The 21,114-nt window shown below is 69.9% G+C and carries 18 protein-coding genes; 6 read left to right on the top strand and 12 right to left on the bottom strand.

The features are described 5' to 3' along the window. Positions 1-62: 62 nt before the first annotated feature. Complete coding sequence (locus tag Q9R22_RS10630; protein WP_131333987.1) at positions 63-2,099, bottom strand: alpha-1,4-glucan--maltose-1-phosphate maltosyltransferase; 2,037 nt, start codon at positions 2,097-2,099, stop codon at positions 63-65. Between the two features lie 628 nt (positions 2,100-2,727). Here Q9R22_RS10630 and glgP point away from each other — a divergent pair. Then, on the top strand, positions 2,728-5,358 hold the full coding sequence (gene glgP, locus Q9R22_RS10625; RefSeq protein ID WP_311254194.1) for an alpha-glucan family phosphorylase: 2,631 nt from the start codon (positions 2,728-2,730) through the stop codon (positions 5,356-5,358). A gap of 17 nt (positions 5,359-5,375) precedes the next feature. On the opposite strand, the gene glgX is transcribed toward glgP, so the two are convergent. The 6 genes from glgX to Q9R22_RS10595 all read right to left on the bottom strand — a co-directional run bounded on the left by glgX (position 5,376) and on the right by Q9R22_RS10595 (position 12,019). After that, positions 5,376-7,520, bottom strand: a complete 2,145-nt coding sequence (gene glgX, locus Q9R22_RS10620) for a glycogen debranching protein GlgX (protein ID WP_311254193.1) — start codon at positions 7,518-7,520, stop codon at positions 5,376-5,378. After that, positions 7,507-8,475, bottom strand: coding sequence for a 23S rRNA (guanosine(2251)-2'-O)-methyltransferase RlmB (gene rlmB, locus Q9R22_RS10615; RefSeq protein ID WP_131333370.1), 969 nt, complete (start codon positions 8,473-8,475; stop codon positions 7,507-7,509). Before rlmB ends, glgX begins: the two co-directional genes overlap by 14 nt. A gap of 84 nt (positions 8,476-8,559) precedes the next feature. Continuing rightward, on the bottom strand, positions 8,560-10,002 hold the full coding sequence (gene cysS / locus Q9R22_RS10610; RefSeq protein WP_131333371.1) for a cysteine--tRNA ligase: 1,443 nt from the start codon (positions 10,000-10,002) through the stop codon (positions 8,560-8,562). 138 nt (positions 10,003-10,140) lie between these two features. Next, entirely contained in the window at positions 10,141-10,674 is a 534-nt protein-coding gene (gene ispF / locus Q9R22_RS10605; protein ID WP_131333372.1) for a 2-C-methyl-D-erythritol 2,4-cyclodiphosphate synthase, read from the bottom strand. Then, complete coding sequence (locus tag Q9R22_RS10600; protein WP_242670475.1) at positions 10,667-11,515, bottom strand: 2-C-methyl-D-erythritol 4-phosphate cytidylyltransferase; 849 nt, start codon at positions 11,513-11,515, stop codon at positions 10,667-10,669. The genes ispF and Q9R22_RS10600 overlap by 8 nt, the downstream gene beginning before the upstream one ends. An 18-nt stretch (positions 11,516-11,533) precedes the next feature. Continuing rightward, positions 11,534-12,019 carry a CarD family transcriptional regulator gene (locus Q9R22_RS10595; RefSeq protein ID WP_064846759.1) on the bottom strand — a complete coding sequence of 162 codons (486 nt, stop codon included), beginning with the start codon at positions 12,017-12,019 and terminating at the stop codon, positions 11,534-11,536. Positions 12,020-12,319: 300 nt separating this feature from the next. On the opposite strand from Q9R22_RS10595, the gene Q9R22_RS10590 reads away from it, so the two are divergent. Further along, on the top strand, positions 12,320-12,859 hold the full coding sequence (locus Q9R22_RS10590; protein WP_131333373.1) for a hypothetical protein: 540 nt from the start codon (positions 12,320-12,322) through the stop codon (positions 12,857-12,859). A 168-nt stretch (positions 12,860-13,027) separates the two neighbouring features. On the opposite strand, the gene Q9R22_RS10585 is transcribed toward Q9R22_RS10590, so the two are convergent. Together Q9R22_RS10585 and Q9R22_RS10580 are read right to left on the bottom strand one after the other, a co-directional pair. Beyond that, positions 13,028-13,693, bottom strand: a complete 666-nt coding sequence (locus Q9R22_RS10585; protein ID WP_241181152.1) for a response regulator transcription factor — start codon at positions 13,691-13,693, stop codon at positions 13,028-13,030. 11 nt (positions 13,694-13,704) lie between these two features. Further along, on the bottom strand, positions 13,705-14,892 hold the full coding sequence (locus Q9R22_RS10580; protein ID WP_131333374.1) for a cell wall metabolism sensor histidine kinase WalK: 1,188 nt from the start codon (positions 14,890-14,892) through the stop codon (positions 13,705-13,707). Between the two features lie 233 nt (positions 14,893-15,125). Here Q9R22_RS10580 and phoU point away from each other — a divergent pair, with 233 nt between their 5' ends. Further along, on the top strand, positions 15,126-15,824 hold the full coding sequence (gene phoU / locus Q9R22_RS10575) for a phosphate signaling complex protein PhoU (protein WP_064846278.1): 699 nt from the start codon (positions 15,126-15,128) through the stop codon (positions 15,822-15,824). A 195-nt stretch (positions 15,825-16,019) separates the two neighbouring features. On the opposite strand, the gene Q9R22_RS10570 is transcribed toward phoU, so the two are convergent. Further along, positions 16,020-16,778 (bottom strand): phosphoglyceromutase, encoded by a 759-nt coding sequence (locus Q9R22_RS10570; protein WP_131333375.1) that lies wholly within the window; start codon positions 16,776-16,778, stop codon positions 16,020-16,022. 68 nt (positions 16,779-16,846) lie between these two features. Here Q9R22_RS10570 and Q9R22_RS10565 point away from each other — a divergent pair, with 68 nt between their 5' ends. Then, on the top strand, positions 16,847-17,662 hold the full coding sequence (locus Q9R22_RS10565) for a class I SAM-dependent methyltransferase (RefSeq protein ID WP_131333376.1): 816 nt from the start codon (positions 16,847-16,849) through the stop codon (positions 17,660-17,662). A gap of 81 nt (positions 17,663-17,743) precedes the next feature. On the opposite strand, the gene Q9R22_RS10560 is transcribed toward Q9R22_RS10565, so the two are convergent. Beyond that, on the bottom strand, positions 17,744-18,091 hold the full coding sequence (locus tag Q9R22_RS10560; RefSeq protein WP_131333377.1) for a DUF2516 family protein: 348 nt from the start codon (positions 18,089-18,091) through the stop codon (positions 17,744-17,746). A 9-nt stretch (positions 18,092-18,100) separates the two neighbouring features. After that, positions 18,101-19,231, bottom strand: a complete 1,131-nt coding sequence (locus Q9R22_RS10555) for a PLP-dependent aspartate aminotransferase family protein (protein ID WP_131333378.1) — start codon at positions 19,229-19,231, stop codon at positions 18,101-18,103. A gap of 93 nt (positions 19,232-19,324) precedes the next feature. Here Q9R22_RS10555 and tmk point away from each other — a divergent pair, with 93 nt between their 5' ends. After that, the gene (tmk, locus tag Q9R22_RS10550; RefSeq protein WP_242670476.1) at positions 19,325-19,981 is read left to right on the top strand and encodes a dTMP kinase; all 657 of its coding nucleotides are present in this window, start codon (positions 19,325-19,327) and stop codon (positions 19,979-19,981) included. Further along, positions 19,978-21,105 carry a DNA polymerase III subunit delta' gene (locus Q9R22_RS10545; RefSeq protein WP_131333380.1) on the top strand — a complete coding sequence of 376 codons (1,128 nt, stop codon included), beginning with the start codon at positions 19,978-19,980 and terminating at the stop codon, positions 21,103-21,105. Before tmk ends, Q9R22_RS10545 begins: the two co-directional genes overlap by 4 nt. Positions 21,106-21,114 lie beyond the last annotated feature (9 nt).

Below are 21,114 nucleotides of genomic sequence, written 5' to 3'. Positions count from 1 at the left end.
GGGGTGCCGGCCGCCGTGGTGCGCCGCGCTCAGCGGCCGGGGCGCACCACGACGGCGTTCGCTCACTTGACCCCGCGGCGGACGCTGAGCACGTGCGCGGGTTCCACGTACGGATCCAGGCGCACGTAGTTGTGGGTGCCCCACTTCCAGCTCGCACCGGAGATCAGGTCGTCCACCCAGAAAGAGCCGTCCTCGTTGAAGTCCTGGCCCTGCAGGTCCAGGGAGTCGAGGTCCAGCCACACGGTGGCCTCCCGCGCGCTGTGCGGGTCCGTGTTGAGCACCACGATCACGGTGTCCCGGACCTGCTCGCCGTCCCGTTCCACGGTCTTGGTCTTGCTGTAGGCCACGATGGCGTCGTCCGTGGAATTCTGCAGCGTGAGGTTCTGCAGGTCCCCGAGTGCGGGATGGTCCTTGCGGATCCGGTTCAGGCGCGTGATGTACGGCGCGAGCGACTCGCCGCGTTCCACGGCGGCGTCGAAGTCGCGCGGGCGCAACTGGAACTTCTCGTTGTCCATGTACTCCTCCGCCCCGGGACGAGCGACGTGCTCGAACAACTCGAAGCCGGCGTACACGCCCCACAGCGGGGACGCGGTGGCCGCCAGGGCCGCGCGCACCTTGAACGCGGCCGGGCCACCGAACTGCAGGTACTCGGTGAGGATGTCCGGGGTGTTCACGAAGAAGTTGGGCCGGTAGAACCCGGAGGTCTCGTGGGAGATCTCCTGGAGGTATTCCTCGATCTCCTCCTTGGTGTTGCGCCACGTGAAGTACGAGTAGGACTGCTGGAACCCGGCCTTGGCCAGCCCCTGCATCATGGCCGGACGCGTGAACGCCTCCGCGAGGAACACCGTGTCCGGGTGGTTCTTGCGCACCCTGACGATCAGCCACTCCCAAAACCACAGGGGCTTGGTGTGCGGGTTGTCCACGCGGAAGATGTCCACGCCGTGACCGATCCACAGCTCCACGACCCGCAGTATCTCGGCGGCGAGGCCCTCGGGGTCGTTGTCGAAGTTCAGGGGGTAGATGTCCTGGTACTTCTTGGGCGGGTTCTCGGCGTAGGCGATGCTGCCGTCCGCGCGGGTCGTGAACCATTGTGGGTGCTCGGCGACCCACGGGTGATCCGGGGACGCCTGCAGCGCGAGGTCCAGCGCGACCTCGAGACCGAGATCATGGGCGTGCGCGACGAACGCGTCGAAGTCCTCGAAGCTCCCGAGGTCCGGGTGGATCGTGTCGTGACCTCCCTCCGGCCCACCGATGGCCCACGGGGAACCCGGGTCCTGGGGTCCGGCCGTGAGGGTGTTGTTCGGCCCCTTGCGGTGGTTGCGCCCGATCGGGTGGATGGGCGGGAGGTACGCGACATCGAAGCCCATGGCCGCGGCCCGGTCCAGGGCCGCGGTGGCCGTGCGGAACGTCCCCGAGGTCCACTCGCCCGTCTCGGGGTCGTACGTGGCGCCCTCGGAGCGCGGGAAGAACTCGTACCACGCACCACGACCCGCGGCCTCGCGCTCGACGCCGAGCGGGTAGCGCGGGGACGAGCTGAGCAGATCACGCAGCGGCCGCTCACGGACGTAGTCCAGGAGCTGCGGGGACGTGGCGATCTCCCACCGCTGTTCCGGCGTGCGGTCGGTGTCCGCCATCGCCTCGGCGGCGTCCTCGAAGACCCGGGCCTCCTCGGTCGCGCGATCGGACTCCTTGGAGGCGGCGTCGAAGAGCAGGGCCGCTTCCTGGAACATGAGCTCGACGTCCTGGCCGACCCCCAACTTGATCTGCGCGGCGTGGTGCCACGTGTCGTAGAGATCCGACCAGCCCTCCACCGCGAAACTCCAGGGGCCCTCGTGCTCGGGACGCAGCCACGCCTCGTAGCGGTCCGTCCCGGGGGCCACGAGCGTCATGGGTCGGCGCTGGGTCTCACGGCCCTGCGGGTCGTACAGCACCGCGGTCACACCGAGGGAGTCATGACCCTCGCGGAACACGGTCGCGCTCACCCGGATGTCCTCACCGGGAACGGCCGTGGCGGGGAAACGCCCACCCTCGATCACGGGGCTCACGTCCGTCACGGGGATCCGCCCGTACACGAGATCGTCCGACGGGAAGTCCGCCAGGTGCTCGTCGTCCCCGGAATCGGTGTCCTGCTCGGCCGGGGCCTGCGCCGCGGCTTCGGCGTGCGGATCAGGTGCGGACTGAGTGCCGGGCTCGTACTGGGTGTCGGGCTCGTACTGGGTGTCGGGCTCGCGCTGCGCTCCGGGTGCGGACTGTTGGTCGAATGCGGGCTGCGCCTCGGATTCGGTGTCCCCGGTAGGTGTTACGACCGCGGCGACCTCCTCGGCCGCACCCGGTTCCGCATATGCGTGGGCGTCCGGCTGCCCGGCACCGGCGGACGACGCCGCTTCGGTTGCCTCCGGCGCGGACGGGACGCGAGCGGCATCGTCGTGGGCCTCCGCTCGGCGTACCGAGGGGGCGATGTCGGGAACGCCCGTGGCCGGGACCGGCGGGGTCAAGCGGGACCCGACGTCCGGGTGGGCATCGCCCGCGCGGGGATCCGGCACGGGGTCTGAGGACGGACGGCGGCCCTGGGGCTGTGAGTTCTGCTGCGACACGAGACCAACGTTAGCGACAAACGCCCCGATTCATAAGGCCGTGGCCGTGGTCCCCGAACCGCGACGGCGACGCGCTCACGTCACACGTCGGACCCCGTGGAGCGGCGGGGCCACAGCCGCTAGGCTCGGAACCGTGAAGGCCATCCACAGGTTCACCGTCCGCACCGTCCTGCCCGAGTCGATCGCCGCACTCTCACGATTGGCCAAGAACCTCCGATGGACGTGGCATCAGCCCACCGAGGACCTCTTCGCCGAACTCAACCCGCACGCGTGGGACGCGGTCCACGGGGACCCCGTCAAGCTCCTGGGCTCGCTCACGCGCGAGGAGATCCAGCAGATCGCCGCGGACCCCGAGCTCGTGGCGCGCATCCGCGACCTCGACGCCGATCTGGACACCTACCTCACCGAACCCCAGTGGTACCAGCGCACGCAGGGCGAGGACGCCCCGGCGGCCGTGGCGTATTTCAGCGCCGAGTACGGCATCACGTCCGCGCTTCCGCAGTACTCGGGCGGACTCGGGATCCTCGCCGGGGACCACTTGAAGACCGCGTCCGACATGGGCGTGCCCGTGGTGGGCGTGGGATTGCTGTACCAGGCCGGGTACTTCAAGCAGTCGCTGTCCCGGGACGGCTGGCAGCAGGAGACCTACCCGGTGCTGGACCCGGATGAACTCCCTCTCACCCTGCTGCGCGAAGCGGACGGTACGCCCGCGCGCGTGGTTCTACCGCTGCCCGAGGGCCGCACGCTGTCCGCGCAGATCTGGCGGGCGGACGTGGGCCGCGTGCCGCTGCTGCTGCTGGACTCCAACATCAGCGAGAACGACGACGCCGCACGCAACGTCACCGACCGGTTGTACGGCGGCGGCAGCGACCACCGGTTGTACCAGGAACTCTTGCTGGGCATGGGAGGGATCCGGGCGCTGCGCGCGCACAGCAGGATCACGGGTGCGCCCACGCCGGAGGTCTACCACTGCAACGAGGGCCACGCGGGTTTCCTGGGCGTCGAGCGGATCCAGGAACTCATGAACCCCGGGGCCGACGCCCAGGCCATGATGTGGGAGGAAGCACTCACCGCGGTGCGCGCCGCGACCGTGTTCACGACCCACACCCCGGTCCCGGCCGGCATCGACCGCTTCGAACGCGATCAGATCGCCCACGTCCTCGCCGCGGGGCTCGCCCCGGATGTCCCCTCCGAGCGCGTGCTTGAGCTGGGTGCGGAGACCATGCCGGGCGGTGACCCGAGCAAATTCAACATGGCGGTCATGGGGCTGCGGCTCGCCCAGCGTGCCAACGGCGTGGCCGAGCTCCACGGTGCCGTGTCCCGGTCCATGTTCCACGGGCTGTGGGAGGGCTTCGACACCGAGGAGGTCCCGATCACCTCGGTGACCAACGGCGTGCACGTCCCCTCCTGGATCGACCCCGCCGTGTGGCGCATGGCCGTGGACCCGGAGGAGAACGACACCAACCCGGCCGCTCGTTGGCGCAGGATCTACAACGTGTCCGACGCCGAGCTCTGGGCCACCCGCCGCGCCCTGCGGGAACGCCTCGTGCACGACGTCCGCGAGCGTCTACGGGCCTCGTGGAAGCGCCGCGGTGCCGCGGACGCGGAACTGGGCTGGACGGAGTCCGTGCTGGACCCGGACGTGCTGACCATCGGTTTCGCACGCCGCGTCCCCACGTACAAGCGGCTCACGCTCATGCTGCGCAACCCGGAACGGCTCAAGCGGATCCTATTGGACCCCCGCCGCCCCGTGCAGTTGGTGGTCGCGGGCAAGTCCCACCCCGCGGACGAGATGGGCAAGCGGATGATCCAGGACCTCGTACGGTTCACGGATGATCCGCAGGTGCGTCACCGGATCGTGTTCCTGCCCAACTACGACATCGCCATGGCGCGTGTCCTGTTCCCGGGGTGCGACGTGTGGCTCAACAACCCGCTGCGTCCGCTCGAGGCGTGCGGGACCTCCGGGATGAAGGCCGCGATCAACGGCGGGCTCAACCTCTCCGTCCTGGACGGGTGGTGGGACGAGATGTACGACGGGCAGAACGGCTGGGCCATCCCCACCGCGGACAACAAGGCCAGCACGGACGAGCGCGATGACATCGAGGCCGCCGCGCTGTACGAACTCATCGAGAGCCACGTGGCACCGCGGTTCTACGGTGACGGTTCCGAGGACGCCACGACCGCGGCCGGACCCGACACCGCGCCGTCGCGAGCGAGCACCGTGCCGCACCAGTGGCTCGCCATGGTGCGCCACACGCTCGCGACCCTCGGACCCAAGGTCTCCGCCCGGCGGATGCTCACCGACTACGTCAACGAGCTGTACGTCCCCGCGTGTGTCGCCGGCCGGCGCGTGACCACGGACGACGGCGCCCTGGCCCGCGGCACGGCCCACTGGGTCGAGCGCGTGCGTACCGCGTGGCCGCAGCTGCGGATCGAGCACGTGGACGCACACGGTGTGCGCCAGGAACCGCAGATCGGTGACGAGCTCACGGTCAACGCGTACGTAGATCTGGGCGAACTGACTCCCGAGGACGTGACCGTGCAGGTCAGCTACGGGCGTGTCTCGGAAACCGATCACATCCACGAACGGTCCTACGCCACGCTCGAGGACGTGACCGAGCTGGGTGGGGGACGCATGACGTTCTCCGGACCTATCACGATCGACCGCTCCGGCCCGTTCGGGTACACCGTGAGGGTGTTGCCGCGCCACGACGAGTTGGCCTCACCGGCCGAACTCGCTCTCGTGCGCAACGCCGGGGACTGACGTCCGGCCCGCCCGGTTCACGCGATCGCGAACATCGCGATGCTCTGTGCCGGGACCGTGAGCTCCTCCCCGGCACGCCATCGGTTGCCGGTCAGTTCGTCGAGCTGAGGGTCCGTGGCGAGCACGAGCCGGTACGAGGCCACCTCCACGTCCGAGCCGGCCAGGTTCTCGAAGCGCGGCAACACCACGGCCACGGGCGATGCGGTGCCGTTGAGCACGAACAGTCCCGCGAGGTCACCCCCGCGCGCGCCGATCACGACCTGCAGCGCACGGACCCCGTCCGTCTGCCACAGATCGTCGCTCATGGGCTCCCCGGAACTCGCGTACCAATTGAGCACCACGTCCCGGGGGCGCGTGGGGAAGTCCCGGGGTTGGCTCGCCAGGAAGGCCCGGCGGATCCGGATGAGCCGCTGGGTCGTGCGTAGTATGGACCGGTCCAGGGGTGTGAGTCGCCAGTCCACCCACGAGAGCCGGTTGTCCTGGCAGTACGCGTTGTTGTTGCCGTCCTGGGAGCGCAACAGCTCGTCCCCCGCGGTGATCATGGGGATGCCCTGCGAGAACAACAGCGTGGCCATCATGTTGCGCGCGGTGGCCGCGCGGGCGGCCCGCACGCGCACGTCCGGGGAGAAGCCCTCGTGGTCGTGGTTCCACGAGTGGTTGTCGTTGGTGCCGTCCGCGTTGTTCTCGCGGTTGGCCTCGTTGTGCTTGGCGTCGTACGCCGTGAGGTCGTAGAGCGTGAACCCGTCGTGCGCGGTGATGAAGTTGACCGAGGCCAGCGTGGTGCGCCCGTGCGGGGCGAACAGGTCCGCAGACCCGGAGATCGCCCCGGCGAGCCGACCGGCGGTGCCCCCACCGCCCCCGCGACGCAAGGTGCGCTGACCCGAGAGCCAGAAGTCCCGCACGGTGTCCCGGTAGTGGTCGTTCCAGTCCGCCCAGCCGGTGGGGAAGCGCCCGGTCTGCCAGCCACCGGCGCCCACGTCCCACGGTTCGGAGATCATCCGCACGCCCTGCAGCACCGGATCCGCGGCGATCGCCACGAAGAACGGGTGGTTGCGCGTGAAGTGGTGGTGCTCGTCGCGGCCCAGTTCGGGGGCCAGGTCGAAGCGGAAGCCGTCCACGTGGCACTGCGTGACCCAGTAGCGCAGGGAGTCCAGCGCCATGCGCACGACCTGGGGGTTGCCGAAATCCATGGAATTGCCGCACCCGGTCACGTCCACGTAGTTGCCGTGCTCGTCGTGGCGGTAGTACTCCCGGTCCCCGAGCCCGCGCCAGCAGTACGGGCGCTGCGTGGGTCCGCCTTCTGCGGTGTGGTTGTACACGACGTCCAGGAACACCTGCAGCCCCGCGCCGTGCAAGGCGTCCACGGCGGCCTTGAACTCGTTGAGCACCGCGGTGGGCCCGGCCTCCTGGGCGGCCTTGGTCGCGTACCCCGCATGGGGTGCGAAGAACGCGAGGGTGTTGTACCCCCAGTAGTTGGTGAGCCCGTTCGCGGTCAGGTGGGCCTCGTCCAGGTGGGCGTGCACGGGCAACAGCTCCACCGCGGTGATCCCCAGGCTGCGCAGGTACTCGAGCATCACGGGGTGCGCGAGTCCCGCGTAGGTGCCGCGCAGCTCGTGAGGGATCCCCGGGTGCAGCATGGTGAGGCCCTTCACGTGGGCCTCGTAGATCACGGTCTCGCGCCACGCCGGCCGGGGCCGATCGTGGTCGCGCCACTCGTGGTCCTGGGCGACCACCACGGAGACGTACTCCCCGCCGTAGGCGTCCGCGCCGGGATTGACGACGCCGCGCGGTGGCGCCACACGCGTCAGTCCCCGCCCGTAGGGGTCCAGCAGGACCGGTTCGTACGCCGGATCCGGCACGGGACTGCCCTCGGGCCGGGCACTCACGAATCCGTACTCGGTTCCCTCGGGCATCGCGGGACACACGTCCCGTGCGAGCTCGTCCGGGGTGAGTTCCACTTCCGGCACATGGCGTGGGCGCGAGACGGTCGCGTAATGGATCCCGTGGTTCTCCCCCGCGAGCCGCAACCGCTGCCACGATTCACCGGGGCGCCGGAACATGAGGTCCACCTCGGTCAGTCCCGGGGCGTACACCGCGACGTTGGCGGTCCCGTCCCCGGACGGGGAGGGGTGGACGCCCAGCGGATAACTACGCGCTTGCACGCCGGCGCGCGATCTCGTACAGCGTGATCCCCACCGCCATGGACGCGTTGAGGGACTCCATCGCGGATTCGATGGGGATCGACACGATCGCGTCGCAGTGCTCTGTCACCAGGCGGGACAGGCCCTTACCCTCGGAACCCACGACCACCACGAGGGGCTCGGTGGCCAACTCGAGCTGCGGCAGGTCCACGTCCCCGCCGCCGTCGAGGCCGACCACGAAGTAGCCCTGCTTCTTGCAGTTCTCGAGCGTGCGCGTGAGGTTCGTGGCCTTGGCCACGGGGACGCGCGCCGCAGCACCCGAACTCGTCTTCCACGCCGTGGCCGTGACCCCGGCGGAGCGGCGCTCGGGCAGGATGACCCCGTCCCCGGCGAACGCGGAGACGCTGCGGATGATCGCGCCCAGGTTGCGGGGATCGGTGATCCCGTCCGCCGCGATGAGCAGGGGCGGGCGGGAATCCTCGCCCCGGTCGGCCATGAGGGAGGCCGCGAGCTCGTCAGCGTCCTGGTAGTCGTACGGCGGGACCTGCAGCACCACACCCTGATGGATCGCGTCCGCAGAGAGCCGGTCCAGCTCGCCGCGCGAGGCCTCGAGCGTGGGCACCTGGGCCTCGGCGCACAACTGCAGGATGTCCTTGACGCGGTCGTCCATCTCGATCTTGGTGGCCACGAACAACGTCTTGGCGGGCACCCCGGCGCGCAGGGCCTCCAGCACGGCGTTGCGCCCCGTGACGAGGTCCTCCTTGATGGGCCCGGCCCCCGTGCGGAACGGACGCCGGTGCAGGTTCTGTTGCTTGCGCGCGACCGCCTGCTTGGCCTTGTACGCCTTGTGGTAGACGCGGTCCTCGGCCTTGGGCGTGGGGCCGCGGCCCTCCAGGCCCTTGCGGCGCTGGCCGCCGCTACCCACGACCGGACCCTTCTTCTTGCGCGTGGCTCCGGGTCGGTTCTTCTGGGCCATGGTCAGTACTCCGTGTCTGTCACGGGTCACGGCCCGCGGGCCGCCCCGGGGTGGTCGGCGATCTGGCTCCAGTTTAGGCCAGGCTCATTCCCCCACGGACCACTCGGACCCCCGGGCACCGTCCTTCACGACGACGCCGGCAGCGGCCAGCTGGTCCCGGATGCGGTCCGCGAGCGCCCAGTCCTTCACCTCACGCGCGGCGGCACGCTGGGCCAGCAGGTCCTGGACGAGGGAGTCGAGCGCGCGGTGCTCGGCGCCGTCGGCGTCCCGAGCGCCGTCGAGACTCATCAAGGGGAGCAATCCCAGGACGTCGGACATGCCCGCGATCGCGGAGACGAGCGGCTGGGCGGTCGCGGCCTCCGGGCCCGAGAGAGCCGTGTTGGCCGCGCGCACCGTCTCGTGCAGCACCGCGAGCGCGCGGGGCACGTTGAGGTCGTCGTCCATGACCGCGACGAACTCCTCAGGCACATCCGTGTGCTCCCAGGACACGCTGAGTCCGGAATGCTGCGCGGCCGCGAGGACGGCTTCCACGCGCTCGACGGCGGCGGTGGCCTCCCGCAGGGACGTGGGCCGGTAGTCCAGCACGGAACGGTAGTGGGCCTGGCCCAGGTAGTAGCGCACGGCGAGCGGCCGTGCTTCCTCGAGCATGCTCGCCGGGGAGACCGTGTTGCCGATCGACTTGGACATCTTCTCGCCCTCGTACGTCACGAGCCCGTTGTGCAGCCAGAAGTTGGCGAACGGGCGGCCCGCCGCGGTGGACTGGGCGAGCTCGTTCTCGTGATGCGGGAAACGCAGGTCTAAGCCGCCGCCGTGGATGTCGAAGTGCGCGCCCAGGTACTTGTGGGCCATGGCCGAGCACTCCAGGTGCCAGCCGGGGCGGCCGCGGCCCCACGGGGAATCCCACGACGCCGTGGCGGGCTCGCCCTCCTTGTGTCCCTTCCACAGCGCGAAGTCGCGGGGATCGCGCTTGCCGCGGGGATCGGCGTCCGGGGCGTCCTGCATGTCCTCCACGCGTTGCCGGGTGAGTTCGCCGTAGCGGGGCCACGAACGGACGTCGAAGTAGACGTCGCCGGAATCGTCGAGTGCGGGGTACGCGTGCCCGGCGTCGATCAGCTCCTGGATCAGCGAGTGCATCTCCGGGACGTGGCCCGTGGCCCGGGGTTCGTACGTGGGGGCCTCGATACCGAGCGCGGCGTAGGCCCGCCCGAACACACCCTCGAACCGGTAGGCCAGCGCCCACCACGGTTCGCGCGGGTGGTCACCCTGGTAGTCGTTCTCGAACGAGGCGTGCGCGTTGGCCAGGATCTTGTCGTCGATGTCCGTCACGTTGCGCACCGTGGTGACCTCGTAGCCACGGAAGCGCAGCCAGCGGGCCAGGATGTCGAACACGAGCGCGGAACGCACGTGGCCGATGTGCGGTGCGCCCTGCACCGTGGCACCGCAGTAGTAGAGGCCCGCCTCGCCGGGTTGCACGGGGACGAAGTCCTTGACGGTCGCGGAAGCGGTGTCGTAGAAGCGCAAAGTCACCCTGCCAGTCTAACGGGGTGGCGCCGCACGCTCGCGGCGGGCGGGTTCGGTCGGCCGACACTACTGGCGGGCTCCCCCGGTGGACTCGACCGGCCTGCTGGGTTGCGGCCGGCGGGCTCGGTCGCCGCCCGTTTGGGCTCAGCCGCGCGGGAACACGATCGCGGTGGCGATCGCCGCGAGACCCTCGCCCCGGCCCGTGAGCCCCAGAGCGTCCGTGGTGGTCGCGCTCAGGTGCACCGGCGCGCCGGCCGCTTCCGTGAGCACCGCGGCGGCCTCGTCCCGCCGCGGGGAGAACTTGGGTCGGTCGCCCACGAGCTGGACGGAGACATTGCCCACCCGGAAGCCGGCCTCGGTCACGATCCGCACTGCCTCCGAGAGGATCCGACACCCCGAGGCCCCGGCGAACTCCGGGCGGTCCGTTCCGAAGTGCGCTCCCAGGTCCCCCACGCCGGCCGCGGAGAACAGCGCGTCCGCCGCGGCGTGTGCCACGACGTCCCCGTCCGAGTGCCCGCTCAGTCCCCGCTCGCCGGGCCACATGAGTCCGGCGATCCACAGCGGGGTGCCCTCCGGGCCGAAGGCGTGCACGTCCACCCCGATCCCCACGAGCGGGACGGGGTACGGCCGGGGTTCCGGGGTCGATGGATCGGCGGGGCCTGGGGATGCGTCAGTCATGCGGCCATTGTGCCGGACAGGCCGAGTCCCGCTCACGCACGATCGCGTGGGCGAGTACCAGGTCCAGGGGACGGGTGATCTTGAAGGACTCCTCGTCCCCGGCCACGAATTCCACGGGGTGTTCGGGGGCGAACAGTTCCACAAGACTCGCATCGTCCGTGATGCCTTCGGGATCCCCTGCGGAACCCCTCACCGTGGTGGCCGCCTTTGCCGTTCGAACACTGTGCCCGAGCTGGGGGTCCTCCCCCGTGGCGTCCAGTGGCCCGTCCGGGAGCAGACCGGCCGCGCGGTTCACCCGTTCGAGCAGTGCACGGTCGAAACCCTGGGGTGTCTGGACGCTGCGCAGCCCCGCCCGGTCCACCGTCCCGGTACTGCGCCCGTGGGTGTCCACCCCGCGCACGGTGTCGGTCACCGGGGTCACGGGAACCACGGCCTGTGCACCCGTATGCAGGGCGGTGACCACCCGCTCGAGGACGGCGGGCGGGGTGAGACAGCGAGCGGCGTCGTGCACCAGGACGTGGGTGGCACCCGCGGGCAGGGCGGTCAGTGCCGCCGCGACCGACTGGGCGCGTGTCGCACCCCCGGTCACGGCCGCGGCCCCCGCGGCGCGCGCGACGGCCGTGAGATCCGTGTCTCCGGCGGGCACGGTCACGATCACCGCGGCACCGCGCAGGGTCCCGCGCACCGTGGCAAGCGCGTGCTCCAGGATCGGTCGACCGGCCACGGGGACGAGCGCCTTGGGCATCCCGTACCCGAGCCGCGTGCCGGAACCGGCGGCCACCACAATGACGGCGAGCCCGTCCATGGCGGACGGGCTCGCGAGGTCGGAAATCTGGGACACGAAGACGTGCTGCGGGGATCAGGCCGCGGACAGAATGTCGTCCAGGCGCTTCTCCGCTTCTTCCTCGTCGATCTTCTTGGCCAGCGCCAGCTCGGAAGTGAGGATCTGGCGGGCCTTGGTCAGCATGCGCTTCTCCCCGGCGGAGAGGCCCTTGCCGCGATCGCGGCGCCACAGATCACGCACGACCTCGGCGACCTTGAGGACGTCGCCGGAGGCGAGCTTCTCGAGGTTGGCCTTGTAGCGGCGCGACCAGTTGGAGGCTTCCTCGGCGTCCTTGGCCTGCAGGACCGCGATGACCTCCTTGAGGCCTTCCTCGTCCACGACGTCCCGCACACCCACGAGATCGACGTTCTCCGCCGGGACCTCGATCATGAGATCGCCCTGGGTGACCTTCAACCGGAGATACATCTTCTCCTCACCCTTGATGGTTCGAGTCTTGATCTCCTCGATAGTTGCGGCACCGTGGTGCGGATAGACAACCGTTTCGCCAACCTCAAAAACCATGCACAAACCCCTTTCAGCCCGCCAAGTCTACCACGGTGTATGATTGCCCACCTTCCCGCGAGCCCCGTCCGTGGCCGCTCCACGGACCGCATCACGGGGCCTTATGGAGGCCACCCGGGCAGCGCCCGGGCGGGTGTGCGTGACCCGGCCGTGCGACGTCGTCGTCACTCCATAAGCGCGCGCACCACGGGCCTACGGGCGCGCCACGAACGGGGCGCGGATGCAGACGATCCGTGGCCAAACCGATAGACTGACTGCAGATTTTGCACCCGCTGTCAGAGAGCCCGAGGAGTTCGTGCCGTGAAGAACGCCGCCCACAAGAAGTTGCAGCACCTCGGAATGGGTGCGGCGGCACTCGCCGTCCTGACCGGTGTGAGCGGGTGCGCGTACATCAGCCCGCAGGCCACCATGGACAGCTACGCCCCGACGGACGGGATCCAGATGGACTTGGGTGACGTCCAGCTGCGCAACATCCTGGTCGTCGCCGAGGACGAGAACTCCGAGGGCCGCGTGCTGGGCACCCTGATCAACACCGGCGACCAGACCGAGACCGTCACCATGGACGCCAACGGCGCCCGCGCGAGCGTGGAGGTCCCCGCCAACCAGGAGGTCGTGCTCGAGAAGTCCCGGCCCGTGCTGTTGGACCGAGCCGGCGCGAACCCCGGCCTGATGGTGGACACCACGTTCACCGCGGACGACCAGGACCAGACCACCCAGGTCCCCGTCCTGGACCACACCTACCCGCGCTACGCATCCTTCGTGCCCGGCGGCGCACCGTCCACCCCGGCCAACCCCTCCAACACTCCGGCCCCCGCGGGCGAGGCGCACGGCGAGCACTGACCCCTCACACCACCCGCGCCGACCGGCGAGATCGAGCGAGCGCCCGGGCCCCGAACACGAGGGTCCGGGCGCTCGCTTTCTCAGACCTGTGTACAGACGTAAGAACCGCACCCTGCTAAGGGTGCGGTTCTTACGTCATACGGGTGCCGCTCCGTGGAGGCGTCGGGATCAGGGCTCGAACTTGTACCCGAGACCGCGTACGGTCACGATGTGCTGCGGCGCGGACGGCTCCGGTTCCACCTTGGAACGCAGCCGCTTGATGTGCACGTCCAGGGTCTTGGTGTCCCCCACGTAGTCGGAACCCCACACCCGGTCGATGAGCTGGCCCCGGGTGAGCACGCGGCCCGCGTTGCGCAGCAGCATCTCCAGCAGTTCGAACTCCTTGAGCGGCATGGCCACTGGCTCCCCGCCCACGTGGACCACGTGACGCTCGACATCCATCCGCACGGGACCCGCGGCGACCGTGGCCGTGATCAGTTCCTCCGGTTCGGAACGCCGCCGCAGCACCGCCCGGATCCGCGCCACGAGTTCGCGCGACGAATACGGCTTGGTCACGTAGTCGTCCGCGCCGAGCTCCAACCCGAGCACCTTGTCGATCTCCGCGTCCTTGGCGGTGAGCATGATAATCGGGACCGTGGAGCGCTGCCGGATCTGTTTGCAGACCTCGGTCCCCGACTGGCCGGGCAGCATGAGGTCCAACAGGACGAGGTCCGCGCCGGTGCGGTCGAACTGCGCCACGGCCTCGAGCCCGTCCGCGACCACGGTGACCTCGAACCCCTCACGGCCCAGCAGGTACGCCAACGGGTCGCTCAGGGATTCTTCGTCCTCGATCATGAGAATCTGGGTCACGCGCGCTCCTCCACTCGCTGTTGACGCAGCCCTCCGCGTGGGGGCTCCGCCTGGTCCTCGGGTTCCTCCATGGGCGGCAGCACGAGGGTGAACGTGGACCCCCGGCCCGGCTGGGACCACACGGAGACCTCCCCGCCGTGCTGCGCCATGACGTGTTTGACGATGCTCAATCCCAGACCGGTACCCCCGGTCTGGCGGGACCGAGCGCTGTCCACCCGGTAGAAACGTTCGAAGATCCTGTCCTGCTCGGTCTCCGCGATGCCGGGGCCCTGATCCGTGACGGTGATGTGCGCCATCCCCTCCCGCTCCCGCAGGCCGATGCCCACGCGGGTGTTCTCCGGGGAGTACCGCACGGCGTTGTCGATCAGGTTGCGCACCGCGGTCACGAGCATGTCCGGGTCCCCGAACACGGGGGTCTCGATCCGCCCGCCCACCTTGATGCTGATGTTCTTGGCCTCCGCGGCCAGTTTGTTCCGGTCCACGGCCTCACGCACCGCGCGGTTGAGATCCACGGCAGTGCCTTTGGCCACCACGTCCGTGGCCTGCAACCGGGACAGTTCGATGATGTCCTGCACGAGCGCACTCAGCCTCATGGACTCGCGCTGCAGGCTCGCGGCGAAGTGGCGGACCGCGTCCTGGTCCTCCGCGGCGTCCTCGATGGCCTCGGACAACAGGCTGATGGCGCCCACGGGCGTCTTCAACTCGTGGGAGACGTTGGCCACGAAGTCGGTGCGGATGGACTGGGCGCGCACGATCTCGGTCTGGTCATCCGCGAGCAACAGGATGTACTCGTCCGCGAGGGTCACGACCCGCACGTCCAGCACGATCGACCCGTGTTGGAACTGCCCGCGGGTCAGCTCCAGGCGCTTCTCCTCCACGACGCCGTTGCGGCGCGTATTGCGGATCATCTCCAGCAGGTCCTGGTGCACCACCGTGTGCCCGCGCACAATCCCGAACGCGTAGGACGCGGGGGACGCGCGCACAACGCCGTCCACGCCGTCGACCACGACGTACGCGAGGCCCAGTGCCGCGAGGATCTCCGCGGTGCCCTCGGGCAGCGTGGGCTCCTGGACGTCCGCCAGCGAATGGCGACGCCGCTGGCTCACCCGCACGGCGATCACCCCGCTGATGCCGAGCAAGAAGCCGATGAAACCGGCCAGCAGGGCAATCGACGTATCGCTCACGGTGTCAGCTTAGACGGCCCGCCCGGACGCACCCCGGTGATCCGCGCCCCGTGGGGGCCGGTTCAACGAACGTTCACCTGGGGATGACGATTCGTTCACGGCAGCCTGTGAACCTGGTCGGGCGCGTGCGAATTCGTCGTGCCGCTCCCCCGATGACATCCCGATGGCACCCGGCCCACTCAACCCGCGTAGGCTACGGACCAGGACTTGCCATGAACGAAAGGACGCCCCCTGTGCGTAAGGTTTTCCAGGCTGAGCTCCACCAGGTCGGTGAGGAGCTGATTCAGATCGCCACGCTCGTGCAGCAGGCATTGGGCAGCGCCCGCACCGCATTCCTCGACGCCGACATCCAGGTGGCCGAAGAGGTCATCTCCAACGACGCTCGCATCGACTTCCTGCAGAACGATCTCGATGAGCGTTCCATCGACATCCTGGCCCTGCAGTCCCCCGTGGCCTCCGACCTGCGCATGATCGTGGGCGCGCTGCGTATGAGTGCCTCGCTCGAGCGCATGGGCGACCTGGCCCGTCACCTGGCCCAGCTGGCCCGGTTGCGCTTCCCCGAGCCCGTCCTGCCCGAGGCCATGCGCGGGCACTTCGAGGAGATGTTCGACATCGACGCGCGTCTGGTCGAGCGCGTGATCTCCGTGCTCGAGGACCGGGACATCTCCGAGGCGGACCAGATCTTCGCCCTGAAGTCCGAGCTGAACCTCAAGCACCAGCAGGTGTTCGAGATGCTCGCGGATCCCGACTGGGATTCCTCCGTGCCCACCGCGGTGGACGTCACGCTCGCTTCCCGCTACCTCGAACGCATCGGTGACCACGGCGTCTCCGTGGCCCGCAAGGTCTCCTACCTCGTGACCGGCGACTGGGCCCCCGCGACCGACAGCCACCCCACCGGCCACGGACACATCGGCGCCGACGCCGGCGAGTGAGCGGTGCGGGTCCCGGTGGCGTGAGCCGCCGGGACCCGTGACGGCGCGCCCCGGGTGGGATCATCCGGGGACCGGCCCGAGCGGCGTCGTCCGATCGCTCCGAATGGCGGCGTACCCGCGGCCCCGCGAGACACGGCGACAATGAGAATCCCCGGCACCGAAGTGTGCCGGGGATTCGTCACGGTGCCAGAAGGGTTACTTCTTGCCCTGGTTGGCCACGGCCTGGATGGACTCGGCGGCGGCGTCCGGGTCCAGGTAGCGCCCACCGGGGGTCACGGGCTTGAGGTTCCGATCCAGCTCGTAGTACAGCGGGATGCCCGTGGGGATGTTCAGCCCGGCGATGTCGTCGTCCGAGATGCCGTCCAGGTGCTTGACGAGTGCGCGCAGCGAGTTGCCGTGCGCGGCCACGAGGACCGTCCTGCCGCTCTTGAGATCGGGGACGATCTGCTCCTCCCAGTACGGCAGGAACCGCTCCAGGACGTCCTTGAGGCACTCGGTGCGGGGCAGGTCGGCAACGTCCGCGTAGCGGGGATCCCCGGCCTGCGACCACTCGGAGGAATCGTCCAGGGCGGGCGGCGGGGTGTCGTAGGAACGGCGCCAGACCATGAACTGTTCCTCGCCGTACTGCTCGCGGATCTCCGCCTTGTTCTTGCCCTGCAGGGCACCGTAGTGGCGCTCGTTGAGTCGCCACGACCGCTTGACGGGGATCCAGAGGCGGTCCGCGGCGTCGAGCGCGAGGTTGGCGGTGTTCATGGCGCGGCGCAACAGGGACGTGTGCACCACGTCCGGCAGCAGCTGGTTCTCGGCGATCAGTTCACCGCCGCGGGTGGCCTCGGCGCGGCCCCTGTCCGTGAGCGGGACGTCCACCCAGCCCGTGAACAGGTTCTTCTCATTCCAGTCGGACTGACCGTGGCGCAGCAGGATGAGCTTGTGGGTAGCGGAATCGTTAGCCATGGGGCCATTGTCCCACCCCGGGGCCACCGAGGGAACGCGTGTCGTGACGTGCGCACTACAGTGTGGGTGTGCCAACCCAGCCCCGCCCCGTGGGATCGATCACCCGCGGGACCACGAACCCGAACCGCCTCCGGCGCGCGGACCGGTACCTCACCGGGGTCCTGGCCCCGCTCGTGCGCCGGGCATACGACCCCCTGCTCGTGGACCTGGGGTTCGGGGCGGCCCCGATCACCGCGGTCGAGCTGTGGCAGCGGGCGCGCACGGTGCGCCCGGACGTGGAGGTCATGGGCATCGAGATCGACCCGGACCGGGTGGCCGCGGCCCAACCCCACACCCGCCCGGGGCTGTCCTTCCGGTGCGGGGGCTTCGAGATCCCCTCAGGGTCACGCTCCCCGGTCTTCGTACGCGCGTTCAACGTGCTGCGGCAGTACCCGGTGGAAGAGGTCCCCGCCGCGTGGCACCTCGCGTGCGGGCGGCTCGCGCCGAACGGGGTCCTGATGGACGGCACGTGCGACGAGATCGGGCGCCTGGCCACGTGGTTGTGTTGCACCGTGGAGGGCCCCCGCACCTTCACCGTGAGTATGCGTCCAGGTGCGTTCACCGTGCCCTCGGACGTGGCCGCGCGACTGCCCAAGGCGTTGATTCACCGCAACGTCCCGGGCGAGCGGGTCCACGCATTCCTCGCGGCCGCCGACGCCGCGTGGCTGGCCAACGCGACCCTGTCACCATTCGGTCATCGACAGCGCTGGACGGCGATGTGCCGGGACCTGCGCGCCGCCGGGTGGCCCGTACTGCACGGGCCCCACCGGTGGCGGCTCGGGGAACTCACGGTGCCGTGGTCCGCGGTCGCGCCGGACGAACCGGGATGGCGCGTCGAGGGCTGACACACCGAGCCCGTGGGAGGTCGACCCCACGGTGGCTCGACATGCGCTCCGGGAGAGACCTCGAACGGTAAGTGCCTACTACTAGTACCCGGGGTTCTTGGACTCGCCCGAGACAGCGGGGCGCACGTCCGCGAGGTACACCCCGGCGATCGTCGCCGCGATCAGCATGAGGATCAACGAGCCGGTCCCCGGGACACCCACGGCCAGCAGTGCCATGGTGGAGAACACGGCACTGAACACGGACACCACCGCGGCGCCACCTGTCAGGGCGAGCCAGAACGTCTTGGTCCGCTTCCACGCGCGTTCGAACTGCACCGCCGAACGCCGCAAGCAGTCGAACACCGCGAGCAGCGCGAGGACGGCCACCACCAGGGTGATGGCGTAGTCCAGGTAGTTCGCCAGAACGATGGCCCAAGGAATGGAAGTCACGGGGTCAGTCTATCGATCCGCGAGCGCATCGAGTCCGGCCCGGAGGTCCTCCCAGAGGTCCTCCACGTTCTCGATCCCCACGGACAGGCGCAGCAGGTTCTCGGGGACGGTCTCCGGTTCGTCGTGGTGGCGACGACGCCGCTCGATCAAGGACTCCACCCCGCCCAGGGACGTGGCGGGGGTCCACACGCGAAGGTCCGTCAGGAGACGTTCGGCCGCAGCGACGTCGCCGTGGGGGACCACCGAGATCACCGAACCGAACCCCCCCTGCAATTGCGCGGCGGCGCGCTCGTGGCCGGGATCGGACGCGAGGCCCGGGTAACGCACGTGGGCCACGGCGGGGTGGGCCTCGAGCCGGCGGGCCAGTTCCGCGGCGTTGGCCATGGAACGTTCCACGCGCACCGCGAGCGTACGCACGCCGCGCAGCGCGAGCCACGCCTCGAAGGGGCCGGGGATCCCGCCCTCGAGAGATCGCTGGGAATGCAAGCGTTGCCTCAGCTCGGGGGTGGCGCACAGCACCGCACCCATCAACACGTCCGAGTGACCGGCGATGTACTTGGTCGCGGAATGCACCACCAGATCCGCTCCCACGCCCAAGGGACGCTGCAGCAGGGGCGTGGCGAACGTGTTGTCCACGCACGTGAGCACCCCCTTCTCCCGCGCGGCGCGCACGAGCGCGGGCACGTCCGCGATCTCAAGCATGGGGTTGGTGGGGCTCTCGACCCAGAGCATGTCCGCGCCGTCGAGTGCCGCGGAGGTGGCCTCGGTGTCCGCGATGTCCACGGTGCGCACCGTGAAGATGCCACGCTCCTGCCACGTGTGCGCGAGTGCCACGGTGCTCTGGTAGCTGTGGCGCGGCAGCACGAGCGTGCCACCCACGGGCACGAGGGTGAGCACTGCGGTGATCGCGGCGAGCCCGGACGCGTAGGACAGCGCGGGGCACGGGGCCTCCTCGAGCTGGGCCAGGACGTCCTCGAACGCCTCCCACGTGGGGTTGGTCAACCGCGCGTAGGTGCGGTCCGCGGGGTCGAGCTCCCCGGTGCCCCGGTAAGTGGAGGTCAGCACCACGGGCGGGTTCACGGGCGCGTCATGTTCGTGGTCGGGGCGGCCGCCGGCGACCATCACGGTGTCTTTACGCATTGCTCCAGCCTAATCCCGCGGCGCCGTGCGGCCCGTCCTGTGGACGCCCACGGCACCGCTGTAGCTGTCGGGTGCGATCGCTACAGTGGGGGCGTGAAGCAATCAGCGCGCGGGGCCCTCATCGTGTTCGAAGGCGGTGACGGCGCCGGGAAGTCCACCCAGGCTGCGGCGCTCGTGACCGCCCTGCGCCGCGACGGTCGTACCGTGACGCTCACGCGCGAGCCCGGGGGCACACCCCTCGCGGAATCGGTGCGCGCGCTCGTGCTCGATCCCTCCCAGGCGCCGGTGTCCGCGGTGACCGAGGCACTGTTGTTCGCGTCCGCGCGCGCGGACCACGTGGCGCGCAGGATCCGCCCCGCCCTCGAGCGCGGGGAGGTCGTGATCTGCGACCGGTTCGTGGACTCCTCCGTGGCGTACCAGGGGGCGGGACGCGGGCTGGGCACCGAACGCGTGCTCGAACTGAACCGGTGGGCCGTGCAGGGTCTCGTCCCGGAGCTCACCGTGCTGTTGGACGTGGACCAGACCACCGCCGAGGCCCGACGCCGCGAGCGCGCCCTGGCCACGGACCGCATGGAGTCCGAGGCGCGGGCGTTCCACGACGCCGTCAACGCGGCCTTCCGCGAGCTCGCCGCGCATGCACCCTCCCGCTACCTGGTCCTGGACGCGTCCGCGCCCGCGGCCGAGCTCACGGACGCGATCGTGGACCGGGTCACCGGGATCCTCGCCGAGCGCACAGAGGTCTCCGCGTGAGCGTGTGGGACGAGGTCGTCGGTCAGCCCCGCGTGGTGGAGCAGTTACAACGCGCGGCCCGCGACAACGACCCGACCCACGCATGGCTGTTCACCGGGCCCCCGGGCTCCGGTCGCTCCACGGCCGCGCGCGCCCTGGCCGCAGCGCTGTTGTGCGAGCACGGCACGGGCTGCGGCACGTGCCACGCGTGTCGCACGGCGTTCGCCGGGACCCACGCGGACGTGACCCATTTCGTCACGGAGAACCCGCAGATCAGCATCGAGGAAGCCCGCGAGCTCGTGATCAAGGCGCAGGACCGGCCCTCCGTGGGCTCGTGGCGGATCATGATCGTCGAGGACGCCGACCGGATGACCGAGCGCACCTCCAACGTGATGCTCAAGAGCATCGAGGAACCCCCTCCGCACACCATCTGGTTGTTGTGCGCCCCCTCCCCCATGGACGTGCTCGTGACCATCCGTTCCCGCTGCCGCCCCGTGACCCTCAAGGTCCCGTCCCCCGAGGACGTCGCCCGGTTGCTCGTGGCCCGGCACGGGGTCCCGGAGCAACGCGCCATCGAATGCGCGCGGTTGTCCCAGTGCCACGTGGGCGTGGCCACGCGACTCGCCCTGTACGACGACGCCCGCACCCGCCGCCAGGAGGTCGTCTCCCTGCCCCTGTCCATGCACGGGGTGACCCGGGCGGTCAAGGCGGCGGACCGCTTGCACCGCCTCGCCGTGGACGAGTCCACCGCGGACGCCGAGGCCCGCAACAACGAGGAACGCGCGCAGTTGCTCGCGGCCATGGGTGCCCCCGAAACCGGCCGTGTGCCACCCGCCATCCGGGGTGCCCTCAACCGGCTCGAAGCCGATCAGAAGCGACGCTCCCGGCGCATCCAAACCGACACCCTGGACCGCTTCCTGATCGACCTCACCACGTTCTACCGGGACGTGCTGAGCGTTCAGCTCGACACCGGGACGGCCCTGATCAACCAGCACCTGGGTGAGCAGATCCACGGGTACGCGATCAACACCACCGCCGAGCACACCTTGCACAAGATCGACGTGATCAGCGAGACCCGGCGCCGCATCCGCACCAACGTCAGCGCACAACTCGCGTTCGAGGCCATGATGGTGGCCATCGTCTGAGCCGAGAGG

Source organism: Kocuria sp. PD6 (assembly GCF_031844145.1).
GTDB classification, from domain to species: domain Bacteria; phylum Actinomycetota; class Actinomycetes; order Actinomycetales; family Micrococcaceae; genus Kocuria; species Kocuria marina.
Note: the sequence above shows the minus strand (reverse complement) of the source record. Positions and strands in the feature narration are given on the sequence as shown.

Excerpts from the sequence above, each read along its gene's own strand:
- rlmB (WP_131333370.1), bottom strand. The coding sequence starts at position 8,475 with ATGGCCCAGAAGAACCGACCCGGAGCCACGCGCAAGAAGAAGGGTCCG.
- ispF (WP_131333372.1), bottom strand. The coding sequence starts at position 10,674 with ATGACTGACGCATCCCCAGGCCCCGCCGATCCATCGACCCCGGAACCC.
- Q9R22_RS10595 (WP_064846759.1), bottom strand. The coding sequence starts at position 12,019 with ATGGTTTTTGAGGTTGGCGAAACGGTTGTCTATCCGCACCACGGTGCC.
- Q9R22_RS10585 (WP_241181152.1), bottom strand. The coding sequence starts at position 13,693 with ATGATCGAGGACGAAGAATCCCTGAGCGACCCGTTGGCGTACCTGCTG.
- Q9R22_RS10570 (WP_131333375.1), bottom strand. The coding sequence starts at position 16,778 with ATGGCTAACGATTCCGCTACCCACAAGCTCATCCTGCTGCGCCACGGT.
- Q9R22_RS10555 (WP_131333378.1), bottom strand. The coding sequence starts at position 19,231 with ATGCGTAAAGACACCGTGATGGTCGCCGGCGGCCGCCCCGACCACGAA.